Raw genomic sequence first — 25,438 nt, forward strand, 5'->3', positions numbered from 1 at the left:
CCTGCCCATTCTCTTTGTCGCCCCCCCCGCGCCGCCCGCGCAAACCCCCGGGCCCCCCGCGGCGCCGGCTAGCAGCCGGGGACCGGTTCGAGTGTGGTGGTGCTGGAGAAGACGCAGGTGTCGTTCTGCAGTGCCGAGATGAGGACGCGGGAGCGGCCCCGGTCGTCGTCGGGCAGCGGGTCCACGTGGATCCAGCAGGGGGCGTCGAGTTCGGCGTAGCGGACGAACAGGGCGTCCATGGCGATGGCGGTCATCGGCCGGGGGTGGGACATGGTGTGGGCGGCCTGGCGTGCGGCTTCCAGCAGCAGCATGCCCGGGATGTGGTCGACGGGGTGGTCGAAGAGCGCGGGGTGGTTGAGGTCGACGCGCAGCTGGCTGTGGGTGGGTGAGTCGGTGGGGGAGAGGACGACGTCCTTGAAGTCCTCGCGTGCGACCCGGGCGGGCGTCATCGGCGGTGCGAGGGGTATGACGCGGGCCATGGCCTGTTCGACATCGGCGTAGCGGCCGCGCAGTCGGCGGTATATGGCGGGCAGGTGGCTGGCGAAGCCTATGTCGGCGGTTGCCACGTGCAGGCCGCCGCGGACGATGTCGATGCGGGTGACCATCGAGGCCAGGCGTCCGGAGCGGCGGTTGATGTCGGAGCAGACGATGTGCAGTTCGACCTCGGCGGGGCCGTCGGTGGCCAGCAGGGCGGTGGAGCTGAGGGTGTAGCGGAAGTGGCTCCAGGACTGGGGGTGGCCGAAGGGGACGTCGTAGGCGACGTGGCCCAGCAGCAGGAGAGCCTGTCGGATCGACTCGGTGGCCAGCATCGGGTCGTGGAATCCGTGCAGGGGCCGGTAGAAGGGGTGGTCCTTGGGCCACCGCGCCGTGACGGCGTAGGTGTCGTTGCCCAGGGCACGCCAGCCGGTCAGCAGGACCTCGGACGCGGCGTTCTTGTGCACGTACTGGCGGGCCACGGATCCGGCGACCGCGGTTTTGCTCTGATCTGGCTGGACGGTGCTGAACATGAAGATCCCCCTAGAGCTTGTGTGAGTTCGGCAGATGCTGATCACCGAAGACGCCACCAAACATAAAGAGTGTTCTTTTTTTAGTTGCCAATGCGGGGTAAAGATTCCCTCAGGGATCTCTCAAGGTGGCCTGGATTCCTGCCGTAAAACGCCCCAAAGAGCACTGTTGTGGCTAGTTTGTGACCCCTCCTGGACGGTAACCCCGGGCACCTATAACCTAGTGAGCGTTCTGATTTTTTTGGAGGCGTGATGGGACAGCCGAAGCAGCAACGTGCCGTACAGACCCGCGAGGCGATCCTTCGTGCGGCTGCTGCGGTTTTCGAGGAGTCCGGCTACGCCGGTGCGAGCATCAACCGCATCCTCGAGCGTGCGGGCGCGACCGCCGGGGCCCTGTACTTCCACTTCAAGTCCAAGGAGGGGCTGGCCCGGGCGGTGATGCACGCCCAGCCCGAGACGATCGTCCCGCTGGCGGACTCGGTGGGGGTGCAGCGGGTGGTGGACCTGACCATGGTCTGGGCGTACCAGCTGCGGATGGACCTGATGCTGCGGGCGGGCGTACGGCTGACGACCGAGCAGACCACCATCGGCATGGAGGACGCCTCCGGCCCCTACCAGGAGTGGGCGCAGATCCTGGAGGACTGCCTGAGGGCCGGTGCGGAGCGCGGCGAGCTGCAGGCGGGTGTGGATCCGCGGGAGTTGGCCGAGTACGTCGTCGAGTCCTGTACGGGCATGCAGCTGTACTCGGCCGCGGTCAGCGGGCGCGAGGACCTCTCCGACCGCGTCGTGCGGATGTGGAGGCTGCTGCTGCCCGGAGTCGCCGTCCCGTCCGTGGTGGCACGCACCGAGGTGCGTGCCGAACGGGTGGGCGCCGGCGCCGTGGTGTAGGCGCCGGCACGTAGTATTCGGCCGCGTTCGGCGGCGTGCGGGGACGGGCCGGGGCCGGTGCTGGGGCACCGCGCCGGCCTTGTCCCGGCGGGCCGGCGGCCACCGCGAACGGCCCTGGGGAGGGCCGGGCGCCGGTGAACCCGGGATCCGGAGCCTCCGGGCCGGGAGAGCACCAGAGGGGGAGAACATGATGCAAGGCCTTGGGCAGCTACGGCTCGCCGCGGTCAATATCGACGGCGTCCTGCTCAACGACACGTTCAGCCCGGTCATCCACCACTTCATCACCAGCCGGGGCGGCACCTACTCCGCCGAGGTGGAACACGCGATCTTCTCCCAGCCGCAGGGCGTCGCGGCCGGGCGGCTGGCCGAGGCGGCCGGCGGGGATCTCACCGCCGAGCAGGCCCTTGCGGCCTACTTCGAGGAGCGGGCCCGCTACCTTAAGCGCCATCCGGTCGTGCTGCTGGAGGGAGCCGTGGAACTGCTGCGGCGGCTGCGCCGCCTGGGCCTGCAAACCGTCTGCTACGGGGGGCTGGACAGGACGCACTTCGACGCCTTCCTCGGTGCGCACGCGGACCTCTTCGACGCCCCCGGCTATGTGTGCACCGACTCCTTCCGTCCGGGACTGCACGAGATCGCCACGGAGGTCTTCGACCTCAAGCACGAGCAGGTCCTGTTCGTCGACGACGTGGCCAGGGTGGCGGAAGCCGCCAGGGTCCTGGGTGCCCCCTTCATCGGCCACCCCGGCACCTTCGAACACGGCTTCCAGCGCCGGCTGATGCGCGCGGCGGGGGTGCGCCACCTGGTGGACTCGCTCGACGCCATCGACGAGGAACTGCTGCGTCGCATCGACGCCGAGGCGGCCGCCGGCCGGGTCTGGGAGGCGTGAACATGCTGGACGGCAAGGTTGCCATGATCACGGGAGCGTCCAGCGGGATCGGCGCCGCCGCGGCCCGCCTGTTCGCCGCCGAGGGGGCCGCCGTGGTCCTGATGGCCCGGCGCAGCGAGCCCCTGCACGCGCTGGCGCAGGAGATCAACGCGCTCGGCGGCCGCGCCCTGGCCGTGCCCGGGGACGTGACCAAGTCCGCGGACGCCGAACGCGCGGTGTCCGCCGCCGTGGAGGCCTTCGGCCGGCTGGACACCGCCTTCAACAACGCCGGGTACGGCACGGCGGAAGGGCGCCTGCACGAGATAGCGGAGGACGTCTACACGCAGACCATGGACGTCAACGTGTGGGGGGTGTGGAACTGCATGCGCCACCAGATCCCGGTGATGCTCGCATCCGGGCTGCCCGCGGCGATCGTGAACACCTCCAGCGTCGCCGGCACCGCGGCCACCGGGGCATCGGCCGCGTACGTGGCCGCCAAGCACGCGGTGATCGGCCTGACGAAGGCGGCCGCCGCGGACTACGGCCAGCAGGGCATCCGGGTCAACGCCCTTGTCGTGGGCCCCACCCGCACCGAGCTGCTGGAGCGGGCCATGGCCGCCACTCCCGGGCTGGAGGAGGCCTTCCTCTCGCACACGGTGCAAAAGCGGATGGCCGAACCGGTCGAGGTCGCCCGGGCCGCGGCCTGGCTGTGCAGCGACCAGTCCTCCTTCGTCACCGGCGCCGCGCACTCCGTCGACGGCGGGGCCACCGCGATCTGACCGCACGCCCCGGCCGGATACGGGGACGACGTCTGGGGGCGGTCCCGTTCGGGACCGCCCCCTCCCGTGTCCGGGCGGCCCCGCGCGCCCGGATCCGACCCGTTTCCCGCCCTGCGGCGGAGAGACACCACCTGCAAGCAAATAGAACGATCGCTTTGTTTTTGGTTTCGATCTTGGCTACGGTGCTCCCCGGGGGTTCCGTTACACGTGCACCAAGGAGGGTGAGATGGCACAGTCCAGGGCGGCGCGTACACGCGAGTTGCTCATCCTGGCGGCCGCCGCCGAGATCGACCGCAACGGCTACCGGGGCGCCACCATCGCCGGCATCTGCAAGGCGGCGGGCGTGTCCATGGGGGCGCTGACCTTCCATTTCGCCAACAAGGCCGAACTGGCACAGGCCGTGGGGGAGCAGGGGGCACGCACCACCCGGGGGCTGGCGGCCGGCCTGAGGGTGGAGCGCCCGCCCGTGCTGTGGGCCGTGGGGGCGGTGGCCAGGGGGCTCGCCCGCCTGCTGGAGGACGATGTCGTGGTGCGCTCCGCGGCCCGGCTCGCACGGGAGCGGCCGGAAGCGGTCGGGCAGTGGAGCTCCTCGTGGAGCCCGGTGGTCTGCCACCTCCTGGAGCAGGCCGACGAGGCCGGTGAACTGCGCCCGGGAACGGTGCCGCAGACGGTAACGGACCTGGTCGAGTACCTGTTGACGGGCGTCGAGGCGCATCCGTGGGCGCCCAGCGGCCCGGCGGGTCCCCAGGGCGTGGTCGGCAGACTCGACCAGGTCTGGCCGCTGATCGAGCGCGCCGTCGCGTCCGAGAAGGCCTGATCTGGCCAAGGATGCGCGATTTGGCAAAAAATGACCGCCTGTTTTTCCCTTGACATTACCTTGCGGGGGCCATATTCGAATAGAAAACAAAGCGAGCGTTCTGTATGGTCTAGGGAGCGGGCCAACCGGTGAACACCTCCGGTGGGGCGGGCCGGTGAGGACGCCCCAGGTCCGCTGCGGATCTTCGGACAAGACGGGGGCACCACCATGACGTACATCGACACCGACACCGCTTCCTACGCGGCCGCCTGCGATCTGCTGGCACGGGAAGTGCACGACCGCATCGGCACCGGACTCGCCCTGGCACTGCGACGGCTGGAACTGCTCGAAGCCACCGCCGGCCAACTGGCCCCGGTGGAACGAGACCGCCTCGAACAGGCCAAGGACGCCCTCCTGGACACCCTCGGCATCACCCGCGAGGTCACCACCGCCCTGCGCCACCGCACCACCACGGCCCCCGCGACGCTCTCACTGCAGCAGGCGCTGCACGGCTTCCTCGCCTCCATGCAGCCGCTCACCCCGCACGTACGCCTCCAGGTCGACGGCGACGACAGCCGCCTCGCACCCCACCTGGCCGACGAGGTGTTCATCGTCGTGCGCGAGGCCCTGCGCAACGTGTTCGCACACGCCAAAGCCCGCAACGTGAGCGCACACATCGCCATCGGCGCCCACGACGTCCATGCCTCCGTCAGCGACGACGGCACCGGCTTCGACCCCGACGCCTCCCGCGCCAGTGCCAACGGCCTGTGCGGCATGAGGGAACGCGCCCGCGCACTGGGCGGTGTCACCACCATCACCTCCGCGCCCGGCCGGGGCGCCAGGATCACCCTGTGGATTCCGACCGAGGAAAGCAGCGTCCGCCATGGCTGAGGACAAGACCCGCATCCTGGTCGCCGACGACCACACCCTGCTGCGCGAGGCGCTGTGCGACCTGCTCGGCGCCGAACCGGACTTCGAGATCGTCGCCCAGGCCGGCGACGCGGACTCCGCCGTACGCCAGGCCGCCCAACTGCGCCCCGACATCGCCCTGCTCGATGTCCAGATGCCGCACAACGACGACCCGGCCGCCACCGTGCGCCGCCTGCTGCAGCGCCAGCCCAACCTGCGGATCATCATCCTGAGCATGGACGACCATCCCCTGCTGGTACGGCAGCTGCTCGGCCTGGGAGTACGCGGCTACCTCCACAAGAGCGTCAGCAGGCAGACCCTGGTGGCGGCGATCCGCGAGCGCGCCGACTCCGGCCGGCGCGTGGTCACCGTCTCGATGCCGCAAACCCCGCAGCACACCGGGGCCCAACCCGCCCCCGGCCGACGGCTGTCCGAACGGGAGGTGGAGGTACTCACCCTGGTCGCTGCCGCGCTGAGCAACCGTCAGATCGGGGCCCGGCTCGGCATCACCGAGGGCACCGTCAAACGCCATCTGCGCAAGATCTTCGACAAGCTCGACGCGGTCTCCCGCATCGACGCGGTCAACAAGGCCGTCACCCTGGCACTGATCCGGCCCCAGCCCGCCCGCCGGGCCCCGGCCGTCGCCTGAACCGCCCGGCCGGCGGCCGCCCCGCTCACAGGGCGAGGTAGCCGCCGTCCACCGGCACGCTCGCGCCGGTGACGTACGAGCTGGCGTCCGAGGCGAGGAAGAGCAACGCCCCGTCCAGCTCGTCCAGTTGCCCGGCCCGGCGCATCGGGGTGCGGCGCTCCACCCAGGAGCGGCCCTTGTCGGTGCCGAGCATCGACTCGGTCATCTCCGACCAGAACCAGCCCGGGCACAGCGCGTTGACCCGCACCCCGCGCGCCCCCCACTCGGCGGCCAGCTCCCGGGTCAGGTTGACCACCCCGCCCTTGCTCGCGGTGTAGGCGGCCTGGGGAAGGCTGCCGCTGGCCACCATGCCGTAGATGGAGGCGATGTTGACGATGCTGCCCCGGCCGCGCTCCAGCATCCCGGTGCCCACCGCGGTGCTCAGCGCGAACACCGCGGTCAGGTTCACCGCCACGATCTCGGAGAAACTCTCCACCGTGTGCTGCTCGGCCGGCACGGTCTGCGACAGACCCGCGTTGTTGACCAGGATGTCGATCGCGCCGAACTCCTCGCTCACCGTGCGCACCAGGCGCTCACGGTCGGCCGCCAGCGTCACGTCGCAGGGCACGGCGAGCGAGCCGGGCAGCTGCGCGGCGAGCTCCTTCAGCGGCGCCTCACGGCGCGCGGCCAGCACCACCCGGGCGCCCGCCGAGCTCAGCAGCCGGGCCAGGTGCGCGCCCAGGCCGCTGGAGGCACCGGTGATCACGGCCACCCGGCCGTCCACCCGGAAGCGGGCCAGCGGGTCCTCGCCGGTGGCGGCGAGCGGGGCGGGAACGGTGTGGTTCGACATCAGGAAGGCACCTCCACTATCGCGGCGGACCAGGTGAACCCGGCGCCGGCACTGAGCAGGACGAGAAGATCTCCGGGGCGTACGTCGTCCCGGTCCAGCAGGTCGCAGAGGTTGGCTACCGCATCACCCGCACCCAGGTGCCCGGTGTCCGAGCCGAGCGGCACGATGGGCGCGGCGCACGCCGCGGCGAACGCCGGCTCGTAGGCGTCGGTCATCACGTGCCGGGCCAGCCGCGGCAGGGCGGCCGCCCGCAGCCGCCCGTCACCCGGAGCGACACCGGCACGCTCCAGCGCCCGGCCCACCACGGTGGTCACCGCGTCGTGCGCGAGGGGGCCGAAGGGCAGTTGCGGGTTGGCGGTGAGGAACTCCTTCTTCGTGACCTTCGGCAGCAGCGTCTTGACGCCGCTGAGCGGAGCCGGGCTGAAGGGCGCATCACCCCGGTGCATGCCCTCCATCACGGGCGCCGCCACGGTCGCCGAGGACAGCAGCCGCACCGAACGGCCCTGTGGAGTGCGGGTGAGCAGGACCGAGGTCGCGCCGTCGCCGTAGCAGACCCCGTAGTCGCCGCCCCAGCGGTCGAAGCCGGGGGCCGGGAAGCAGTCGGCCGTGGTGACGAGCACCGTGTGGGCCGCCGGCTCGGCGAGCAGGTGGCGGGCGGCCTGCGCGATCGCGGCCATCCCGCCGTTGCACATCTGCTGGATGCCGGTCGGCTCCGCGGCCGGCGCCCCGAGCCGGTGGGCGAGGTAGTGGGCGGGGGACCAGAACTCGTGTCCCTGGTGGTAGGTCCAGGCGTGCAGCAGCGCGGTGAGGTCCGCCGCCGGGACGCCGGCATCCTCCAAGGTCTGCGCGGCGGAGCGTTCGGCCAGCTCGACCGGCGCCAGGTCGCTGACGCGCAGCGCGCTGTAGGCGTACCGTTCGGCGTTCTCCGCGTCGATCAGGCGGTCGCTGACCGCGTCGGCGGCAGAGTGGGTGTCCTCGCCCAGGACGTAGGCCGGGGAGCTGAGGTAGAGGGCGGCATCAGAGCGCATCGTCGTCGTCTCCCGCCGGCACGGTGCTGCCCAGGTTCACCCGCATCCGGGCGACGTCCTCGCCCTGCTGCACGAAGGCGACCTCGGCCCACTGGCCGCCGTCGACCGGGTCCGGCAGCCGGCGGGTGAGGACGGTGATGTCGGCGTCCAGCTCCGCGAAGCGCAGGTACTCGGCCTGGACGTACTGCAGGAAGAACGCGGCGGGGGACAGGCCCTGGCGGTCGGCGGCGAGCAGCAGACAGGCCTGCCGGGCGGCCTCCATCATGACCGGTCCCGGCACATGGTCCTGCGCGTGGTCGAACATGCTGGCGTGGGCGACCGGCACCCGCAGCCGGGCCACCAGCGCGCCCTGCTCGGTGCGGGCATCTTCCAGCACGACGTTCTCCGCCTGCGCGCGGCCCACCAGCCAGGGCGGCGGCGCCGCACCGTCGGTACGGGTGGGCAGGGTGTCGGAGGACGGCGGCATCGTGGTGCGGTGACTCATCCGCAGCTTCTCGTACACCTCGCCCGGGCGCTGCGCGGTGTCGACGGTGATGACGCCGGCCTGCTGCTCGCCGACCATGACCCGTACCCGGTGCACGACGCGGGAGAGGGCGCCCTGGTACTCCTTGGCCAGCTCCACGGTGCCCAGCAGGGCCAGGTCGAGGGGCCCGGACGTGTGCAGCGGCCGCGGGTCGGTGATCTCCAGCGAGGCCGTCGCGGTGATGGACTTGGTGTCGGCCGAGGCGTCGTGCTGCAGGTGCATGGCGCACAGCAGCATCTGGCGCACGCTCTCGAACACCGCGAGCGGGTCGTGCATCGCCAGGCGGCCGGTGTGGTCGCTGTAGTAGAAGTGGCGCGGCGGGAGCTGGGCGGCGGCCCGGAAGGTTTTCTCGTCGAGCGACTGGAAGTCGGTGAGGAACACCTCCGCGAGCGCGGAGCGGTGCACCAGGCGGCGGGCCAGCGTGCGCTGGGTGGTCAGCGTCTGGGACAGCTGGGCGGCGGGCAGCGTGAGGGCGGTCATGTCGGGCTCCTGAAGGGCGGGTTGCGGGTGGGGGAGAGGGCGGGGCGGTGTGCTCAGGCGCCCGTGCCCGCGCCCGCGGCGAGGGGTGCGGTGGCGTTCAGCAGGCCGGTGATCTGGCGGGCGGCCTGGTCGGCGTCGCGGAAGTGCACGGCCTGCCAGCCGGCCGCGATCGCGCCGGCGACGTTCTTCTCCAGGTCGTCGACGAGTACGCACTGGTGCGGGGCGAGGCCGGCGCGTTGCGCCGCGATCTCGAAGATCTCCGGTTCAGGCTTGCGGCTGCCCACGGCGTAGGAGCAGACGATGCCGTCGAAGTGCGAGTCGTCGATCATGAAGCGGCGGTGGCGTTCCCACGACGGCGGCAGGTTGGACAGCAGGCCCACGAACGCGCCCCGGGCGCGGAAGGCCTCCAGGTGCCCGGCCCATGCGGCGTTGGCGGGGCGGCCCGCGAACCAGCGGTCACCGAAGTTCTCCAGGTCGGCCACGATGCCGAAGGTGCCCCCCAGGACGTCCTCCAGCTCGCTGGACCAGGACGCCTCGTCCAGCAGCGGAATGTCGATGACGCCCATGGAGTCGGTGCCGTACTTCTCGCCGACGATGCGCATCGACTCCTTCAGGGACCACAGCGGGACCCCGGTCCGGTCGGCGAACTCGGTGAAGGTGACGTCGACCGGAGGGGTGAGCACGCCGCCGAAGTCGGTCCAGACGGCGAGCGGCTCGGTGAGGGGCGTGGTGGGCAACTCGAAGCTCATGACGGGTCCTTGGGTGGAAGAGACAGGAAAGGGGAGGAAGGGAGCAGGAGGGAAGGGGGCCCTGGTCACAGGCGGTAGAGGAGCCCGCCGTAGTACCAGCCGGAGCCGACCGCGGTGGACAGCACCAGGTCGCCGCTCTTGAGCACGCCGCGCTCGGAGAACTCCGACAGGGCGATGGGGATGGAGGCGCAGCCGGTGTTGCCGCGCTCGGCGAAGTTGGTGAGGAACTTCGCCGGCTCCAGGTCGAGGCCGTCGCGCACACCGGCGTGGATCGCGTTGTTGCCGGGGTGCGGCACCAGCCAGTCGATGTCGGAGGTCTTCAAATCGTTGCGGGTCAGGACGTTGTCGGCGACCTTGAGGCTGGAGCGCACCGCCAGGTCGATCAGCTCGGGCTTGGGCCGCAGCCAGCCCTCCGGGGGGCGTGCGGCGACCGTGTCGGCCTCGGAGGCGTCGCAGTCCAGGACCGAGTCGAGCAGGCCGCTCGGGTCGTCCCGGTCGCCCTTTTCCAGGACGACGGCGCCGGCGGCGTCGCCGAAGACCAACTGGCCCCGGGTGCCGGGCCGGGCGCGGCGGGTGAAGCGGTCGGCGGCCACCACCACCGCCCGCTTCCAGCCGGGGTGCGCGCTGAGCATCGACGCGGCGGTCTGCACCCCGTGCACGAAGCCGGTGCAGGCACCGCAGATGTCGAAGGCGAGGGCGCCGTGGGCGCCGAGCTGCGCGGCGACGCCGGGGGCGATCTCCGGTATCCACTGCCGGTCGGTCCAGTTGGCCAGCACCACCAGGTCGAGGTCGCCGGCCTGGTGGCCGGCGTTGGCCAGCGCGGCCTCGGCGGCCTTCACCGCCATGAACTCCAGGGTCTCCTCCTCGTCGGCGACGTGCAGGCTGCGCACGCCCAGCTCGGCGGCCGCCTCGGGCGGGTAGGTGCGCCCGCCGACGGTGACCTCGCCCTCGTGGCTGCGCCGGTGGCGCGGGAAGTAGTGGCCAAGGCCGGTGAACTTCAGGCCGGAACCGGTCCAGGTGCGGCCTTCGGTGCGCGCGTGCATGCTCGGGGCTCCTTGCGTGGATGAGAGAGGCAAAAGAAGAAGAAAGGGGTGGGGAGGGCGGAGGGGGTGGGGGGTCAGCGGTAGCGGCCGTCCGGGTCGAGGGCGCGCAGCAGCGTCAGCTCCTCGTCGGTGACGGGCTTCTCGGCCATGACCCCGGCCACGTCCGCCTGCCAGGAGGTGCGGGTGGCGACGGCCTCGGCGGCCTGCTGCTGCGTGTCCTGCACACCGTCGTTGCCGGCGTCGTCGGCGGGCAGCCAGGTGGCGAGCCGGAAGCCGCCTTCGGGGGCCGTGCGGGTGAACCGGCCGAAGTCGCTGACCACTTCGCGCACCCGGTGGCCCGGGCTGGTGCGGTAGCCGACCTGGTCGACGTAGCGGCGCCGTGAGGAGGGGGCGATGACCACGCAGTCGGTGCTGGAGGCGATGTCGTTGGCGCCGCCGGAGCCGGTCAGCCATCTGCCGTCGGCGCCCCGGCTGGTGTTGATGGTGCCGCTCTGGTCGATCTCGGCCGCGGCGAGGACGCCCAGGGCACGGGGGTTGGCGGCGACCATGCCGCCGAGGATCTCCGGGATGCCCGCGAGCATCTCGCTGTGCGGCGCGTGCAGCAGGCTGAAGAGGTACACGTCGCCCGCCTGCGGGGTGAAGCCGTACATGCCCAGCTCCGCCACCACCTTGACGTCGTGCCCGCCGGTGCGCAGCAGTTCCGCCGCGAGCCAGGCCGCCATGTGGGAGGTGCCGATGCCGGCGAGCAGCGTGTCGTAGCCGTGCGTGCGGACCTGCTCGGCGACGGCGCGTGCGCCCAGGACGATCAGCCGTTCCTGACGGCTGGCCGGCCGGCGCGGGGCGGGCCGGTCGGGCATGGCGGCGGGCTCGGACGGGGTCGTCGACTGCCGCTGCCGGGCGGCCTGTTGGCCGGCGGCGGACTCGGAGCGGTGGATCTCCTGCCACAGTTCGCTCTCGGCGGCGTAGGTGTCGCCCTCGCCGCTGCCGGGCTCGGCGAGCGCGGCCCGCCGTTCGGCGCCCAGGCGGCGCAGGTATCCCTCGTGCGAGCCGGGCTGGGCGACCCAGTCGCGGTACCAGTCGCTGCCGCGCTCGGGTCCGTGGCAGGAGGCGACGATCTCCTCCAGGAAGGCGTAGTCGTCCAGGTAGCCCTGGATGCCCAGCAGTCCGCCGGTGCGCAGCGACTGCGGGTGAGCGCCCAGCGGTGCGGCGGTGAGGCCCAGGACACGCTGGCCGGGGATGACAACCCGGTCGGGGATCTGTGCCATCTCCTCGCGGCTGACGATCCGCTCGACCGAGGCGATCACCCCGCGCCGGGCGGCGTACGCGGCCCACGCGCCCTCGCCCAGCGGCGGCACCAGCGCGATGTTGCCGTCCTCGTCGGCGGCCACCCCGTGGACCAGGGTGACGTCCGGGCGCAGCGGTGCAAGCAGGGTGACCTCCCGGCCCGGGTCGGCCGGGTCGGGCACCCGGTGCAGCACGCCCGGCTTGTCCTCGGCGAGGTCGGTGCCGGCCAGCGAGCCGGTGACCGCGTACGGGGCGCCCTGCGCGCCGGCGATCAGCCGCTGGACGTAACTCAGCAGCGACCAGGCCTCGAAGGTGAACGGTTCGCCCTGTTCCAGGCGTGCGTAGAGCGGGTTGGGGCGCGGGGAGGGGTAGGTGTCGCCCGCGAAGCCGGCGATGACCTTCTTCGCGACGCCGGACAGGGCCAGGGCGTGCGCCGAGGAGTGCACGGCGGTCGTGGACACCGTCAGCCGGCCGGCCGCTCCGAAGACCCGGCACAGTGCGTAGGTGAGCGCGTTGGGCCGCGAGGGGGTGCCCGCCAGGTGGACGTGGTCGCCGGGCCTGACCAGGCGGCCTACCAGCTCGTCCACGTCGGCGGCGATCAGCGGCCGGCTCATGACGGCGCTCCCAGTGCGACCACCGCGGTCTGGCTGCCGAAGGCGAACGACATCGACACCGCCAGGCCGAGTTCGGCCTTGCGGGCGCCCTCGAAGACGTGGTCGTGGTCGCACTCGGGGTCGGGTGCGGTGAAGTTGATGGTCGGGGCGATGGTCTGGTGGTGGATCATCAGGCTGGTCGCCGCCACGTTGATGATGCCGGCGAGGCCGAAGGTGTGGCCGTAGATCGGCTTGTTGGAGCTGAGCGGCGGCAGCTTGCCCACCGTGCGCTGCGGGTACAGGGCGCGCAGGGCACGGGATTCGGCGATGTCGTTGTAGCGGGTGGCGGTGCCGTGGGCGCAGAAGTAGTCGACCTCGTCGGCGCTGCGGCCGGCGTCGGCGAGCGCGTCCTCGATGACCGAGGCGGTGACCTTGCCGGTGAGGTCCATCGTGGTGGGGTGGGCCGCCTCGTTGAGGGAGACGGCCGAAAGTATCTCGGAGTAGATGCGCGCGCCGCGGGCCTTGGCGACCGACTCGCGCTCCAGGCACAGCACGACCGAGCCCTCGCCGAGCGCGAAGCCTTCGCGGCAGGCGCTGTAGGGGCGCACCGCGCGGCTGGGGTCCTCGCGCTCGGAGGAGAGCACGCCGTGGCCCATCGCCCGGTAGCAGGCGGCGACTTCGGGCACGATGGGGAACTCGTGGCCGCCCACCAGCATCGCGTCCGCGGCGCCGGAGCGCAGTTCGCGGGCGGCGAGCTGGATGGCCTGGTGGCCGCCGACGCAGGCGTTGGAGACCGTGGTGACCAGGCCCTGGGCGCCGTTGTAGATGGCGGAGAGGCTGGCGGGGCAGCCGGGCAGGCCGCGGAACATGGCGCCCTTGTCGCCGAAGGCCGCCGGGTCGGCGCCGGTGAGCACGTCGCGCCACCAGGAGAACGGGCCGCGCGAGGAGGACATCACGATGCCCAGCCGGCGCGGGTCGAGGTCGCCGGCGGCGAGGGAGGCATCGCGGCGGGCCTCGGCCACCGCGGACATGGTGATGAGGATTTCGCGGGAGTACTTGGCGGCGTGCGCGTCGGTCAGTTCCGGGAGGAAGGGGCGGTGGTCGAAGCCGGTGATCTCGGCGGCCGCGTGGACGGGAAGGCCCGCCTGGGCCCCGTCGAAGCGGGTGAGCCGGCCGACCTGCGAGGTGCCGCCGGAGATGTTGGCCCAGAACTGGCCGGCGGAAAGGGTGTTGGGCAGCACGACACCTATTCCGGTGACCACGATGCGTTCATTGTTCGGCGCCAGGACGGATGACGTCGAACTCGCGGGTTTGGTTCGCTCGAATTCCTTGTTCGTCATGCAGGAAACACTAGGAGCTCCCGGACCCGATTCCATGGGCCGCCAAGTACCGAATACTGCGGTACCCGGTACTCCAAGTACCGGTACTGGAAGCGCCTTTTACAGGCGCCCGGAAACAGAAAAAGGGGGCCGCTTCCTCCCGAAGGAGAAAGCGGCCCCCTTATGTTCTGCCGGGGTCCCTACACGGCGTCGTAGCGCCGCAGTTCGCGCCGGGCCAGGGAGGCGCGGTGCACCTCGTCGGGGCCGTCGGCCAGCCGCAGGGTGCGGGCGTGCGCCCACAGTTCGGCCAGCGGGAAGTCCTGGGAGACGCCGCCGCCGCCGTGTGCCTGGATGGCCTTGTCGATGACCCACTCGGCCATCGACGGCACCGCGATCTTGATGGCCTGGATCTCGGTGTGCGCGCCCTTGTTGCCGACGGTGTCCATCAGGAAGGCGGTCTTGAGCACCAGCAGCCGCGCCTGCTCGATCCGCACACGCGATTCGGCGATCCACTCGCGCACCACGCCCTGTTCGGCGAGCGGCCGGCCGAAGGCGGTGCGCCGCTTGACCCGCTCGCACATCAGGTCGAAGGCCCGCTCGGCCATGCCGATCAGCCGCATGCAGTGGTGGATGCGGCCGGGTCCCAGGCGGGCCTGGGCGATGGCGAATCCCTCGCCCTCGCCGGCGATGATGTTCTCGGCGGGCACCCGCACGTTGTCGAAGACGATCTCGCCGTGGCCGCCGTGCGCCGCGTCGGTGTAGCCGAAGACGTGCACCCCGCGCTCGACGCGCACGCCGGGAGTGTCCCGGGGCACCAGGATCATCGACTGCTGGCGGTGGCGCGGCCCGTCTGGGTCGGTCTTGCCCATCACGATGAGTAGTTCGCACTCGGGTGCCATCGCTCCCGAGGACCACCACTTGCGGCCGTTGACGACGTAGCTGTCGCCGTCGCGTTCGATACGGGTGGCGATGTTCGCGGCGTCGGAGGAGGCGACGTCCGGCTCGGTCATGCAAAACGCCGAGCGGACGGTGCCCTCCAGGAGCGGCTTGAGCCAGCGGTCCTGCTGTGCGGGGGTGCCGAAGAGGGTGAGCACCTCCATGTTCCCGGTGTCGGGGGCCGCGCAGTTGACGGCCTCGGGGGCGAGGAAGGGGCTGCGGCCGGTGATCTCCGCGAGCGGCGCGTACTGCAGGTTCGTCAGGCCCGCCCCGAAGCGGGCATCGGGCAGAAACAGGTTCCACAGACCCTGCCGGCGGGCCTCGTCCTTGAGGTCCTGCAGCACCGGCGGCCGGCTCCAGGGCCGGTCCGCGCTGTGCTGGGCGTGGAAGACCGGTTCGGCGGGCAGCACATGCTCGTGGAGGAAGGCGAGCATCTTCGCGCGCAGTTCCTCGGTCCGGTCGTCGTACGCGAAATCCATCGGTGTCTCCGTTGCGGGACGGGGCGGCAGGCCAAAGCGGCAGGGCAAAGCGGCAGGGCAAAGCGGCAGGTCAAAGCGGTGGGGGAGGTGGTGGGGGAGGGGCGGGTCAGGCCTGGTCGAGTGCGGCGTGGCCGCGGGCCACGAGCAGGGCGACGGCTCCGGACAGGTCCGCGGACTCCTCGCCGACGCTCAGGCCCTGCACGGTGCGGCAGTGGATGCCCTCGAGGATCGCGGCGAGTTTGTAGAACGCGAACGCGATGTACCAGTCGAGCCGTTCGAGGCCCGCCGTGCTGTGGGCGGCGTACCGCTCCACCAGCGCGTCGCGGCCCGGCCAGCCGGGCAGCGTCCCGGGCGAGGCGACCGGGGAGCGCTCGACGCCGGCGAAGCCGTCCCAGTACATGCAGAGCATCCCGAGGTCGGCCAGCGGATCGCCGAGGGTGGACATCTCCCAGTCGAGCACGGCGGTGATCCGGCCCGGGTCGGCCCGGTCCACCAGCACGTTGTCGAGCTTGTAGTCGCCGTGCACCAGAGCGGACCGGCCCCAGTCGGGGCAGCTTGCGAGAAGGCGGTCGCTGAGCTGGTCGGCGCCTTCCACCTCGCGGGTGCGCGAGGCATCCCACTGGCGGCGCCAGCGGCGCACCTGGCGGGCCATGAAGCCCTCCGGGCGGCCGAAGTCCGCAAGGCCCACCCGCGCCGGGTCCACGGCGTGCAGGCGGGCCAGGGTGTCGACGAGCGCATGAGTGGTGCCGAGCGCCGAGGCGGGGCCCAGCGGCGCGAGTTCCGCGTCGCTGCGGTAGGTGGTGCCTTCGGCCAGCGCCATGACGTAGAAGGGGGCGCCGAGCACCTTGGCGTCCTGGCACAGTGCGTAGGTCTGCGGGACCGGCACGGCGGTGGGTCCCAGCGCGCTCAGCACCCGGTACTCGCGCGCCATGTCGTGGGCGGTGGCAAGGACATGGCCCAGCGGCGGCCGGCGCAGCACCAGGGTGCGCCCGCTCCACTCGATGCGGTACGTCAGATTGGAACGCCCGCCGGCCAGCGGCGAGATCGCGCCCAGCGGGCCGCGGCCGGGCAGATGCCCCTCCAGCCAGTGCGCCAGGCGCCCGGTGTCGAGGCCGGCCGCGGCGCCGGGCAGCGTCGTCGAGTTCATCTCATCCCCTTGGGCTTGGAGGGCGGGAAAGGCAGGGCGAAAAAGAGGGTGGTGGATACGACGCGGTCCCGGCCGCCTGCGGCGGCGGCCGGGACCCGCGGCACGCTGGGCTCAGCTGTCGGCGATGAGCTTGCCCGCGGCGCCCCAGCTGTCGGTCGGCACTTCCTGGATCCACACCTGCACCGTCTCGGCAGGGATCTTGTAGGCGTCGACGAAGGCGTCGGTGATACGGGCGACCAGCTCGCGCTTCAGCTCGATGGTGCGCGGGCCCTGCTGCACGGTCACGATGGGCATTTCATCCTCCGGGAAATTCTGCTCAGTGCGGCCCCCGCCCCCTTTTTTCGGCGGCGGCCTCGGCATGCCCCACACGTTAGGGACGCGCCGTTGACGGTTTCAAGGCCGATGCCTCCGAGGTGCCCGGCCGTGTATCCGAAGAGACACCGCGCCGGCCGGGGATTCGATGCCGCCCGCCCGCTGCCACCTCGGTCGTCCCGGGATGTCTCTTCGGAAACACCCGGCCACCGCAACACGGCACGGCTGTCTACCTTTTGCCGTGCCGGTATTCGTCTGCCGGTATTCGTCGCGGGGGAATTCATCTGCCGGTAATTCGACGGATTCGCAGATTTCATAATCCTGTGGGGGCAGCCGTGACGCAGACACAAGAGGTGGCCATCGGGCTGGGGGAGCAGCACCCCGTCGCCGACCTGGGCGGCCTGCTGGTGAGAGCCGCGGCCGCGTTCCCCCGGCACGGGGTGCGCTACTGCTCCCGTCAGCAGCCGCTGGACTCAGACCTGTGCACCTATCCGCAGCTCCTGGAGGATGCGCTGCGTCTGCTCGGCGCCCTGCGCAAGGCGGGGGCCGGTCCGGGCCGGGCGGTGGCGCTGCTGCTGGAGCGGCCCGAGGACTTCCTTCCGGCGTTCTGGGCGTGTCTGCTCGGCCAGATCACCGCCTGCCCGCTGGTGCCCGTGCGCGACGACCCGCAGCGCTGGGCAGCGCAGTTGAACCACGTCAACACCCTGCTCGAGGGGCCGCTCGTGGTCACCGACCGCCGGGTCGCCGAGGAACTTCCCGCCCTGCCGGATCTGGCGATCACCACCATCGAGGACCTGGCCGCGGCCGGCGCGCAGCCGGGCACCGTCGCGGTCACGGCGGCCGGCGCGGACGACGTCGCGCTGCTGGTGCTCACCTCCGGTTCCACCGGCGCCGCCAAGGCGGTCCGGCTCACCCACGGCAACCTGCTGGCCTCCATGGCCGCCAAAGCCCGGACGCAGGCGCTCACCGCGCACGACGTGACCCTCAACTGGATCTCCTACGACCATGTCGCCGCACTGTTGGAGGCCCACCTGCTGCCGCTGTCGGTGGGGGCCGTGCAGCTGCACGCCTCACCCGAGGCGGTGCTGGCCGACCCGGTGCACTTCCTCGAACTCATCGACGCCCACCGGGTGTCGATGACGTTCACCCCCAACTTCCTGCTGGGGCTGATCAACAAGGCCCTCGACGAGCTGCCGTCCCCTCCGGATCTGGACCTGTCCTGCCTGCGGCACATCGTCTCCGGCGGGGAGGCCAACCCCCTGGCCACCGGCACCGGCTTCCTGGACCGGCTGGCCCCCCACGGACTGCACCCGGGCGCCCTGTGGCCCGCGTTCGGGATGACCGAGACCTGCGCCGGCAGCATCTACAACCGGGAGTTCCCGGACGCCGACCTGGGGGCGGAGTTCGCGGCGGTCGGCCGGCCGGTCGACGGGCTGCGCATCCGCATCGTCGCCGAGGACACCACCACCCCCCTTGGCGACGGCGAGGCCGGCGAGGTGCAGCTGACGGGCCCGATGATCACCAGCGGGTATGCGAACAACAAGGAAGCCACCCAGGCCGCGTTCACGGCGGACGGCTGGTTTCGCACCGGTGACCTCGGCCGGCTCACCCGCGGGCGGCTGACCCTCGTGGGGCGCAGCAAGGACAGCATCATCGTCAACGGCGTCAACTACTACAGCCACGACCTCGAGTCGGTCCTCAACACCCTGGACGGCATCGCGAAGTCGTACGTCGCCGCATTCCCCACCCGCCCGCCGGGCAGCGACACCGAGCAGCTCGCCGTCGCCTTCGCGCCCGCCCCCGAGGTGGCCGGCGACGAGGCGGCCCTGCACCGCCTGATCGTCGCGGTCAGAAACAGCGTCGTGCTGCACTGGGGCTTCCGCCCGGCGCTGCTGCTGCCGCTCGCCCCGGACGCCTTCCCCAAGACGAGCCTGGGCAAGATCCAGCGCTCGCTGATGCGCCGCCGCCTGGAGGGCGGTGACTACGCCGGGCACCTCACGGCGCTCCAGGGGCTGATCAACCGTCAACTCGGCGGCTACGACGCCCCCGAAGGCGCGGCCGAGAACACCCTCGCCCAGCTGTACGGCCACCTCTTCGAGACACCGCCGTCCACGATCAGCGCCACCGCCAGCTTCTTCGACCTCGGCGGCACCTCACTGGACATCCTGCGCCTCAAGAGCCTTGTCTCCCAGCACTTTCCCGGCGTGGACCTGCCCGTCCTCGCCATCCTCACCTCACCCAGCATCCGCCAACTGGCCGCCCGCATCGAGGCGGCCCGACACAGCGAAAGCACCCCCTACGACCCCATCGTCGAACTGCAGAGCAGCGGCGAGAAGACGCCGCTGTTCTGCATCCACCCCGGAGTCGGCGAAGTCCTCGTCTTCGTGAACCTGGCCAAGTACTTCGTCCACGAGCGGCCCTTCTACGCCCTGCGGGCACGCGGCTTCAACCCGGGGGAGAAACCCTTCGAGAGCTTCGCGGAGATGGCCCGCACCTACGCCGACGCGATCCGCTCCCGGCAGCCGCACGGCCCCTACGCGATCGCCGGATACTCCTTCGGCGCGGCGGTGGCCTTCGAGGTCGCCAAACTCCTGGAGGCCGACGGCGAGCAGGTGGACTTCCTGGGCAGCTTCAACCTGCCCCCGCACATCAAGTACCGCATGGACGAACTCGACTTCGTGGAGACCGCCGTCAACCTGGCGATGTTCCTCGACCTCATCACCCCCCAGCAGGCCAAGACACTGCCCGCCCAGCTGCGCCCGCTGAGCAAGCAGCAACAGCTCAGCCACCTCATCGACATCGCCCCCGCCGGCCGGCTCACCGAACTCGACCTGGACCTGCCACGGTTGACCGCCTGGGCCGACCTCGCCGACAGCCTCACCGGCCTGGGCCGCACCTACCAGCCCGCCGGCAGCGTCGCCACGATGAGCGTCTTCTACGCCATCCCGCTGCGCGGCAGCAAGCAGGACTGGCTGGAGAACGAACTGAGGCGCTGGCAGGACTTCACCCGCCGTCCACCCCGCTACCTCGATGTGCCCGGCGAGCACTACACCCTCATGGGGCCCAAACACGTCGCCGCCTTCCAGTCGATCCTGCGCACGGAACTCGACCGCGCACTGTCCGGGAACTGAAAAGAGGGGGGCACATGACTGTGATGCCGACGGGCAAAAAGATCCTCATCACCGGGGCGAGCGGCCTGGTCGCCCGCACCGCGGCCGAAACCCTCGCCCGGCACAACGACGTATGGTGCCTGGGCCGCTTCTCCGACCCACAGGTACAGCAACGCCTTCAGGAGCAGGGCATACGGACCTGGCACTGGGACATGACCGACGGCCCGCTCGACGCGCTGCCCGACGACTTCACCCATGTGCTGCACGCCGCCATCGACCGCGGCAGCAACACCTTCGAGGACGCGGTCGCGGTGAACTCCATCGCCACCGGCCGCCTGATGACCCACTGCCGCAACGCCGAAGCCTTCGTGTTCATCTCCACCAGCGCCCTCTACACCCCCCAAACCCCCGGCCACCTGCACACCGAGAGCGACCCGCTGTCCGCCGCGTCGGCCTGGCTGCCCACCTACCCGGTCGGCAAGCTGGCCACCGAGGGCGCCGTACGCGCCCTGGCCGTCACACTCGGCCTGCCCACCACCATCGCCCGCCTCAACGTCGCCTACGGCCCGCACGGCCACGGCGGCCTCCCGGTCATCCTCTACCGGCAGATGCTCGCCGGCCAGCCGATCGCCGTACCCCCCACCCAGCAGCACTACTGCTCCCCGATCCACACCGACGACATCGCCCGCCACCTGCCAGGGCTGTGGGCCGCGGCAGGCGTGCCCGCGACGGTCGTGAACTGGGGAGGGGACGAAGTCGTCGGCGTGCAGGACCTCATGGCGTACGTCGCACAACTCACCGGAGTGCCCGCCCGCTTCGAGGCCGGCGACGTCACCCGCCATGTCATCGCCTTCGACGACACCCACCGCAAAACCCTCCTCGGCGACTGCCGCACCTCCTGGCGCGACGGCGTCCGCCAAGTCCTTGACGCGCACTTCCCCGGCAGCATCACACCCGCCCCCTACAGAGAGGTAACCCCCTCGTGACCGTGAGCAGTGAAACCTCCGCCGAACCACAGGTACTGGGGGTACTGGAGCGCGCACTGAGCACCAGCTGCGCGGCCTCGCTGCGCGCGGCGGTGAAACTCGGCCTCGCCGACGCCCTCGGCGACACCCCGGCCACCGCCGGCGACCTCGCCGCCGCCGTCGACGCCGACCCGGACGCGCTGCGGCGACTGCTGCGCTCGCTCACCTGCCACCAGGTGTTCGCCGAGGACACGCAGGGCCGCTTCGTCCACACGGACATCTCACGGCTGCTGCGCAGCGACGCCGCCGACAGCCTCGGCCACCTCGTGCTGTGGATGACCGAACCGTGGACCTGGCAGCTGTGGGGCCGTCTCGATGAGTCGGTGCGCACCGGCAAGGACGTCTTCGTCGACCTGTACGGCCGGGAGTTCTTCGACCACGTGCACACCGCCTGGCCGCAGTCCGCGGCGGTGTTCGACCTCGCGATGACCCAGGCGAGCAGGCAGTCCGCCACCGCCGTCGCCGGCGCCCTGCCGCTGTCGGGGGTGCGGACCGTCGCCGACATCGGCGGCGGACAGGGCTTCCTGCTGGCCTCACTGCTCGAGCACCACCCCGGCGTGCAGGGAATCCTCTTCGACCGCCCCGACGTACTGGCAGGCGCCGACGCCCGGCTGCGCGAAGGCGGCGCCCTCGCCGGCCGGGCGCGGCTGGTGCCCGGCGACTGCCGCGTACAGCTCCCGGCCGACGCCGACGCCTACGTCTTCAAGAACATCCTGGGCATGAACGACCAGGACGCCCACACCGTGCTCGGCAACGTCGTGAAGACCGCCCGCCCGGCCGCCAGGGTGATCATCGTGGAGAACCTCGTCGACGACGGCCCGGGGCAGAAGTTCAGCACCGGAATGGACCTGCGGATGCTGCTGACCGTCGGCGGCAGGAAACACACCCGGCACAGCCTGCTCGCCCTGGTGGAACAGGCCGGCCTCACCGTCCAGGACGTACAGCCCGTCAACTCCTACCAGCACATGATCGAAGCCACCACACCCGTATGACCGCAGGGCCGCCGCGGCCGCAGCGGGCCCGGCCGCGCATCAACAGGCCGGGCCTGCACGCCAGTTAACCCGACACAGCAGTGAGAGAAGGGCAGATCCATATGACCGAGGCCGCCGACGTCCTGGTGGTGGGGGCCGGACCCACCGGCCTGCTGCTGGCCGGGGACCTGGCCACCGCCGGCGTGCAGGTCACCCTGCTGGAACGGCGCGCGCACGCCGACGCCAACCTGACCCGCGCCTTCGCGGTGCACGCCCGCACCCTGGAGGTCCTGGACGCACGCGGCCTCGCCGACGAACTCGTCGCCCTGGGCAGAAAGGCGCCCGTGGTCGGAGTGTTCGGGAAACTCGAACTGCACCTGCACCGCCTGCGCACCCGCTTCCCGTTCGCGCTGATCACCCCGCAGTACAACATCGAAAGGCTGCTGGAGCGCCGGGCGCGCGCCGCCGGGGTGCGCATCGTGCGCGGCGCCGAAGTGGTGGCGCTGCACCAGCACGCCGACGGCGTCGAGGCGCAGACGGCCGGTGAGGGCACCTTCCGTGCGGCGTACGTGGTCGGGTGCGACGGAGTGCGCAGCGCGGTACGGCAGCTGACCGGGATTCCTTTTCCCGGCCGCTGGATCGTGCGCTCGGTGATGCTCGCCGACGTCCAGCTCACCCATGTGCCCGCCGACGCGGTGACCACCAACGCCAACGAACACGGCTTCGCCTCCCTGGTGCCCTTCGGCGACGGCTGGTACCGGGCGATCGGCTGGATCGCGGGCGATGACCGGCCCGATGACGCCCCGGTCACGGCAGAGGAACTGTCCGGCCTGCTGCACCGGGTCCTGGGCACCGACTACGGCATGCACGACCCGCGCTGGATCTCCCGCTTCCACAGCGACGAACGGCAGGCCGAACGCTACCGCCAGGGCCGGGTGCTGCTGGCGGGCGACGCCGCCCACGTCCACTCGCCCGCCGGAGGCATGGGCATGAACACGGGACTGCAGGACGCCGCCAACCTGGGCTGGAAACTCGCCGCGGTCATCCAGGGCCGGGCCGGCCTGCCCCTGCTCGACTCCTACGAACACGAACGCCACCCCGTCGGCAAACAGGCACTGCGGATCTCCGGCGCCATCACCCGGGGCGTGCTGAGCGCCCCCCGCAGCATCCGTGTACGCCAACTGCGCGACACGCTCATGCCGTTGGTGTCCCGGCTGAGCTCGCTCACCGCACGCGCGGAACGCCTGCTCTCCGGCATCGGCATCGCCTACCCGGCCCCCCGCACCAGCCACCGCCTCACCGGCCGCCGGGCCCCCGACCTGCGCCTCGCAGGCGGCAAGCGACTCTACGAGCTGCTGCGCACCGGCCGTTTCGTCCTGGTCACCCCCGGCCGGCCCACAGCCGAGACACCCTGGCTGCAACTCGCCGCCCCGGCCGGGTCCTTGTCCACCACCCTGCTGATCCGCCCGGACGGCCACATCGCCTGGGCCGCCGACCGCCTTGACGCCGGGCAACTGCACGCGGCGCTGCAACACTGGCCGCTGGCCACGCCGTCGCCGCTTTCCCCGGCGGCCGGGCCCCAGCCGGCCGACCTGGCAGGCCCCACCGCTGCGGGCAGGCGCTAGCGCTGCGGGACGTCCCTGACGAACACCAGCCCGTCGGTGGTGGCCAGATGGGCCGGATCCAGCGGGGAGTAGCCGAACCAGGGGGAGAGGCGGGAGGCGGGCCGCAGGTCACCGACGGCGGCCGACAGCCGGGAGGCGTCCACGACGCAGCAGTCCTCCGCCAGCGCGTACAGGAGCCCCTCGACGGTGTCCGGCGCCGGGGTGTCCACCCCTTGATGGCGCAGCGTGCCCAAAGCCGTGGCCACGAACGCGTACTCCTCGCCCAGCCGGGCGCTCACCAGCGCGCCGGCGCCCCACCACTGCACCGGCTTTTCGCCCATCCGCATCGTGCTCATGTCCCGCTGGAGATGGCCGTTGTGGGCGTGCAGCAGTGCCGGGCCCCGTTCGGCGAGGGCGAGGATGTTCTCGGCCATCATCTGATCGCGCAGGCTCACCAGCCGTGTCATACGGCTCGCCGAGCAGTCGGCCATCGCCCAGTGGTAGCGCAGCAGGCCGCTCGCCGTCCGCCCGTACAGACGCGCCCGCTCCCACTCCTCCCGCGAGGTCGCGGTGATCAGGTGCGGGCTCTGCGCGTCGAGCAGCGCCACCAGATCGTCGGCGAGCAGCCGCAGCCGGCCGGCCTGGGCCGACTGCCCCACCGAGCGGGCCGGGTCGCTCATCACGGCGGGGTCGCTCCACCGCTCGTCGGCGCCGAGCAGCTCCTCCAGTGTCTGCCCGGTGCAGGGCAGCAGGGCCGCGTCCACCCGGGCGGCGAGGTAGCCGTGCAGCGCAGTGAGGGCCTGGCGGGGGCTCGCGGCACCGGTCATCTCCAGCGGCCCGTCGAAACCGGCGAAGCGCACCTGCTCGGAGGCGGGCAGGCCGTCGTTGTGGGCACGCATCCAGCGCACCAGCTCGCGGTTGCCCGCGCAGGCCCCCCAGCCGTGGCTGATCCCGTGCTCCATGACGTCGTCGAGGCTGCCGGTGCCGGAGGTTACGTAGGCGTCCACGAGCAGGCCCCGCAGGCAGTCGCTCTCGATCGCGATCGTCCGGTAGCCCTCCTGCTCGACGAGCCGGCGAAAGAGGTCGTTGCGCACCTCGAGCAGCGCGTCCTCGCGGTGAGTGGGCTCGCCCAGAGCCAGCAGCCGCGGCCGGGCGGGAAACAGCCCCATGACGGCGGCCGCGTCGACGGGATGGGCGGCGTCCTTGAAGTCAGTAGCCATGCCCTCAACGCTATCGTTGAAGCCCCGGTTGAAACTTTTCACCGACAACACCGCGATATCGTCGCCCCTCATGGGGAAAAACCTTCAAACCGGTGAACGGCTCAGGCCGGTCGATCTGGCGCGCGGACACGGTCTGTCCACCCAGGCGGTCAGGAACTACGAAGAGGCCGGCATCCTTCCGCCCGCCGACCGCACCCCCCACGGCTACCGCACCTATACGCCGCTGCACGCGGCGGCCCTGCGCGCCTTCCTCGCCCTGCTGCCCGGCCACGGCCACCAGGCGGCGGCATCGATCATGCGGGCGGTGAACGAAGGCGCGCCCGAGGAGGCGTTCGGCCTCATCGACGCCGGCCACGCCCAGCTCCTGGAGGACCGCCGGACCCTTCAGGCCGTACACAGCGCCCTGCGCGACCTGGAACCCACCCCCGCACATCCACCCGGCGCAGACCCCCGGCCCGGCGGCACGTTCATCGGGCCGCTGGCAGCACAGCTCGGCATCCGCCCCGCCACCCTGCGCACCTGGGAACGCGCCGGACTGGTGCAACCCCGCCGCGACCCCCTGACCGGCTACCGCATCTACGACGACGCCGACATCCGCGATGCCCGGCTGGCCCACCAACTACGGCGGGGCGGCTACCTGCTGGAGCAGATCGCCCCGCTGATCACCCAGGTGCGGGCAGCCGGCGGACTTGAGCCACTGCAGGCCGCACTGCGCGACTGGCACGGCCGGCTGGCCACCCGCGGCCGGGCGATGCTGAGCGGCGCCGCCGAACTGGAGGCCTACCTGCGCCGGCGCGAATAAGACCGTGTCCTACGTGGTGAGGCGGACGAGGCGCTTGTAGCAGCACATGGCTGCGGCGAGGCCGAGAAAGGCCAGGTAGTTGCGGGGATTGCGT

General features: G+C 71.6%; 23 protein-coding genes. 11 read left to right on the forward strand and 12 right to left on the reverse strand.

Annotated elements, in window-relative coordinates; genetic code table 11:
* Positions 1-68: 68 nt before the first annotated feature.
* A complete protein-coding gene (locus ABZS97_RS33520) occupies positions 69-1,007 on the reverse strand; it encodes a ScbA/BarX family gamma-butyrolactone biosynthesis protein (protein WP_356143933.1) in 939 nt (312 codons plus the stop codon).
* 249 nt (positions 1,008-1,256) lie between these two features.
* Here ABZS97_RS33520 and ABZS97_RS33525 point away from each other — a divergent pair, with 249 nt between their 5' ends.
* The 6 genes from ABZS97_RS33525 to ABZS97_RS33550 all read left to right on the forward strand — a co-directional run bounded on the left by ABZS97_RS33525 (position 1,257) and on the right by ABZS97_RS33550 (position 5,890).
* Entirely contained in the window at positions 1,257-1,892 is a 636-nt protein-coding gene (locus ABZS97_RS33525) for a ScbR family autoregulator-binding transcription factor (protein ID WP_356143935.1), read from the forward strand.
* 187 nt (positions 1,893-2,079) lie between these two features.
* The gene (locus ABZS97_RS33530) at positions 2,080-2,778 is read left to right on the forward strand and encodes an HAD family hydrolase (protein ID WP_356143937.1); all 699 of its coding nucleotides are present in this window, start codon (positions 2,080-2,082) and stop codon (positions 2,776-2,778) included.
* A 2-nt stretch (positions 2,779-2,780) separates the two neighbouring features.
* Positions 2,781-3,536, forward strand: coding sequence for a glucose 1-dehydrogenase (locus tag ABZS97_RS33535; RefSeq protein WP_356143939.1), 756 nt, complete (start codon positions 2,781-2,783; stop codon positions 3,534-3,536).
* Between the two features lie 226 nt (positions 3,537-3,762).
* Complete coding sequence (locus tag ABZS97_RS33540) at positions 3,763-4,353, forward strand: TetR/AcrR family transcriptional regulator (protein WP_356143941.1); 591 nt, start codon at positions 3,763-3,765, stop codon at positions 4,351-4,353.
* 207 nt (positions 4,354-4,560) lie between these two features.
* Positions 4,561-5,223: an ATP-binding protein gene (locus ABZS97_RS33545; protein WP_356143943.1), complete on the forward strand. Its 663-nt coding sequence runs from the start codon at positions 4,561-4,563 to the stop codon at positions 5,221-5,223.
* Positions 5,216-5,890 (forward strand): response regulator transcription factor, encoded by a 675-nt coding sequence (locus ABZS97_RS33550; protein WP_356143945.1) that lies wholly within the window; start codon positions 5,216-5,218, stop codon positions 5,888-5,890. Before ABZS97_RS33545 ends, ABZS97_RS33550 begins: the two co-directional genes overlap by 8 nt.
* A 25-nt stretch (positions 5,891-5,915) precedes the next feature.
* Here ABZS97_RS33550 and ABZS97_RS33555 read toward each other — a convergent pair whose 3' ends face one another.
* The 10 genes from ABZS97_RS33555 to dmpI all read right to left on the reverse strand — a co-directional run bounded on the left by ABZS97_RS33555 (position 5,916) and on the right by dmpI (position 16,594).
* Positions 5,916-6,719, reverse strand: a complete 804-nt coding sequence (locus ABZS97_RS33555; RefSeq protein ID WP_356143947.1) for a glucose 1-dehydrogenase — start codon at positions 6,717-6,719, stop codon at positions 5,916-5,918.
* Positions 6,719-7,747 carry a ketoacyl-ACP synthase III family protein gene (locus ABZS97_RS33560; RefSeq protein ID WP_356143949.1) on the reverse strand — a complete coding sequence of 343 codons (1,029 nt, stop codon included), beginning with the start codon at positions 7,745-7,747 and terminating at the stop codon, positions 6,719-6,721. The genes ABZS97_RS33555 and ABZS97_RS33560 overlap by 1 nt, the downstream gene beginning before the upstream one ends.
* On the reverse strand, positions 7,737-8,750 hold the full coding sequence (locus tag ABZS97_RS33565; protein WP_356143951.1) for an AfsA-related hotdog domain-containing protein: 1,014 nt from the start codon (positions 8,748-8,750) through the stop codon (positions 7,737-7,739). The genes ABZS97_RS33560 and ABZS97_RS33565 overlap by 11 nt, the downstream gene beginning before the upstream one ends.
* 53 nt (positions 8,751-8,803) lie before the next feature.
* Positions 8,804-9,499 (reverse strand): HAD-IA family hydrolase, encoded by a 696-nt coding sequence (locus ABZS97_RS33570; RefSeq protein WP_356143953.1) that lies wholly within the window; start codon positions 9,497-9,499, stop codon positions 8,804-8,806.
* Between the two features lie 65 nt (positions 9,500-9,564).
* Positions 9,565-10,542, reverse strand: coding sequence for a ketoacyl-ACP synthase III (locus ABZS97_RS33575; protein ID WP_356143955.1), 978 nt, complete (start codon positions 10,540-10,542; stop codon positions 9,565-9,567).
* Between the two features lie 74 nt (positions 10,543-10,616).
* A complete protein-coding gene (locus tag ABZS97_RS33580) occupies positions 10,617-12,440 on the reverse strand; it encodes a CoA-transferase (RefSeq protein WP_356143957.1) in 1,824 nt (607 codons plus the stop codon).
* Positions 12,437-13,759, reverse strand: coding sequence for a beta-ketoacyl-[acyl-carrier-protein] synthase family protein (locus ABZS97_RS33585; protein WP_356143959.1), 1,323 nt, complete (start codon positions 13,757-13,759; stop codon positions 12,437-12,439). Before ABZS97_RS33585 ends, ABZS97_RS33580 begins: the two co-directional genes overlap by 4 nt.
* A gap of 179 nt (positions 13,760-13,938) precedes the next feature.
* Entirely contained in the window at positions 13,939-15,153 is a 1,215-nt protein-coding gene (locus ABZS97_RS33590; RefSeq protein WP_356143961.1) for an acyl-CoA dehydrogenase family protein, read from the reverse strand.
* Between the two features lie 106 nt (positions 15,154-15,259).
* On the reverse strand, positions 15,260-16,300 hold the full coding sequence (locus ABZS97_RS33595; protein ID WP_356143963.1) for a phosphotransferase family protein: 1,041 nt from the start codon (positions 16,298-16,300) through the stop codon (positions 15,260-15,262).
* 111 nt (positions 16,301-16,411) lie between these two features.
* On the reverse strand, positions 16,412-16,594 hold the full coding sequence (gene dmpI, locus ABZS97_RS33600; RefSeq protein ID WP_356143964.1) for a 4-oxalocrotonate tautomerase DmpI: 183 nt from the start codon (positions 16,592-16,594) through the stop codon (positions 16,412-16,414).
* Positions 16,595-16,947: 353 nt separating this feature from the next.
* Here dmpI and ABZS97_RS33605 point away from each other — a divergent pair, with 353 nt between their 5' ends.
* From ABZS97_RS33605 to ABZS97_RS33620, 4 genes are all read left to right on the forward strand, one after another.
* Entirely contained in the window at positions 16,948-19,743 is a 2,796-nt protein-coding gene (locus ABZS97_RS33605; RefSeq protein ID WP_356143965.1) for a non-ribosomal peptide synthetase, read from the forward strand.
* 14 nt (positions 19,744-19,757) lie between these two features.
* A complete protein-coding gene (locus tag ABZS97_RS33610; RefSeq protein ID WP_356143967.1) occupies positions 19,758-20,708 on the forward strand; it encodes an NAD(P)-dependent oxidoreductase in 951 nt (316 codons plus the stop codon).
* 2 nt (positions 20,709-20,710) lie between these two features.
* Positions 20,711-21,739 carry a methyltransferase gene (locus tag ABZS97_RS33615; RefSeq protein ID WP_356143969.1) on the forward strand — a complete coding sequence of 343 codons (1,029 nt, stop codon included), beginning with the start codon at positions 20,711-20,713 and terminating at the stop codon, positions 21,737-21,739.
* A gap of 101 nt (positions 21,740-21,840) precedes the next feature.
* Positions 21,841-23,343, forward strand: a complete 1,503-nt coding sequence (locus ABZS97_RS33620) for an FAD-dependent monooxygenase (protein ID WP_356143971.1) — start codon at positions 21,841-21,843, stop codon at positions 23,341-23,343.
* Here the strand turns inward: ABZS97_RS33620 and ABZS97_RS33625 are convergent.
* Complete coding sequence (locus tag ABZS97_RS33625; RefSeq protein WP_356143973.1) at positions 23,340-24,542, reverse strand: erythromycin esterase family protein; 1,203 nt, start codon at positions 24,540-24,542, stop codon at positions 23,340-23,342. The genes ABZS97_RS33620 and ABZS97_RS33625 overlap by 4 nt on opposite strands.
* A gap of 70 nt (positions 24,543-24,612) precedes the next feature.
* Here ABZS97_RS33625 and ABZS97_RS33630 point away from each other — a divergent pair, with 70 nt between their 5' ends.
* Entirely contained in the window at positions 24,613-25,344 is a 732-nt protein-coding gene (locus ABZS97_RS33630) for a TioE family transcriptional regulator (protein WP_356143975.1), read from the forward strand.
* Positions 25,345-25,438 lie beyond the last annotated feature (94 nt).

The sequence above is a fragment of the Streptomyces sp. NPDC005485 genome (genome assembly GCF_040606085.1).
Classification (GTDB): Bacteria; Actinomycetota; Actinomycetes; order Streptomycetales; family Streptomycetaceae; genus Streptomyces.

Bases quoted from the DNA above. Each gene is read 5' to 3' on its own strand.
- ABZS97_RS33520 (WP_356143933.1), bottom strand. From the start codon at position 1,007: ATGTTCAGCACCGTCCAGCCAGATCAGAGCAAAACCGCGGTCGCCGGA.
- ABZS97_RS33525 (WP_356143935.1), top strand. From the start codon at position 1,257: ATGGGACAGCCGAAGCAGCAACGTGCCGTACAGACCCGCGAGGCGATC.
- ABZS97_RS33530 (WP_356143937.1), top strand. From the start codon at position 2,080: ATGATGCAAGGCCTTGGGCAGCTACGGCTCGCCGCGGTCAATATCGAC.
- ABZS97_RS33535 (WP_356143939.1), top strand. From the start codon at position 2,781: ATGCTGGACGGCAAGGTTGCCATGATCACGGGAGCGTCCAGCGGGATC.
- ABZS97_RS33540 (WP_356143941.1), top strand. From the start codon at position 3,763: ATGGCACAGTCCAGGGCGGCGCGTACACGCGAGTTGCTCATCCTGGCG.
- ABZS97_RS33545 (WP_356143943.1), top strand. From the start codon at position 4,561: ATGACGTACATCGACACCGACACCGCTTCCTACGCGGCCGCCTGCGAT.
- ABZS97_RS33550 (WP_356143945.1), top strand. From the start codon at position 5,216: ATGGCTGAGGACAAGACCCGCATCCTGGTCGCCGACGACCACACCCTG.
- ABZS97_RS33555 (WP_356143947.1), bottom strand. From the start codon at position 6,719: ATGTCGAACCACACCGTTCCCGCCCCGCTCGCCGCCACCGGCGAGGAC.
- ABZS97_RS33560 (WP_356143949.1), bottom strand. From the start codon at position 7,747: ATGCGCTCTGATGCCGCCCTCTACCTCAGCTCCCCGGCCTACGTCCTG.
- ABZS97_RS33565 (WP_356143951.1), bottom strand. From the start codon at position 8,750: ATGACCGCCCTCACGCTGCCCGCCGCCCAGCTGTCCCAGACGCTGACC.
- ABZS97_RS33570 (WP_356143953.1), bottom strand. From the start codon at position 9,499: ATGAGCTTCGAGTTGCCCACCACGCCCCTCACCGAGCCGCTCGCCGTC.
- ABZS97_RS33575 (WP_356143955.1), bottom strand. From the start codon at position 10,542: ATGCACGCGCGCACCGAAGGCCGCACCTGGACCGGTTCCGGCCTGAAG.
- ABZS97_RS33580 (WP_356143957.1), bottom strand. From the start codon at position 12,440: ATGAGCCGGCCGCTGATCGCCGCCGACGTGGACGAGCTGGTAGGCCGC.
- ABZS97_RS33585 (WP_356143959.1), bottom strand. From the start codon at position 13,759: ATGACGAACAAGGAATTCGAGCGAACCAAACCCGCGAGTTCGACGTCA.
- ABZS97_RS33590 (WP_356143961.1), bottom strand. From the start codon at position 15,153: ATGGATTTCGCGTACGACGACCGGACCGAGGAACTGCGCGCGAAGATG.
- ABZS97_RS33595 (WP_356143963.1), bottom strand. From the start codon at position 16,300: ATGAACTCGACGACGCTGCCCGGCGCCGCGGCCGGCCTCGACACCGGG.
- dmpI (WP_356143964.1), bottom strand. From the start codon at position 16,594: ATGCCCATCGTGACCGTGCAGCAGGGCCCGCGCACCATCGAGCTGAAG.
- ABZS97_RS33610 (WP_356143967.1), top strand. From the start codon at position 19,758: ATGACTGTGATGCCGACGGGCAAAAAGATCCTCATCACCGGGGCGAGC.
- ABZS97_RS33620 (WP_356143971.1), top strand. From the start codon at position 21,841: ATGACCGAGGCCGCCGACGTCCTGGTGGTGGGGGCCGGACCCACCGGC.
- ABZS97_RS33625 (WP_356143973.1), bottom strand. From the start codon at position 24,542: ATGGCTACTGACTTCAAGGACGCCGCCCATCCCGTCGACGCGGCCGCC.
- ABZS97_RS33630 (WP_356143975.1), top strand. From the start codon at position 24,613: ATGGGGAAAAACCTTCAAACCGGTGAACGGCTCAGGCCGGTCGATCTG.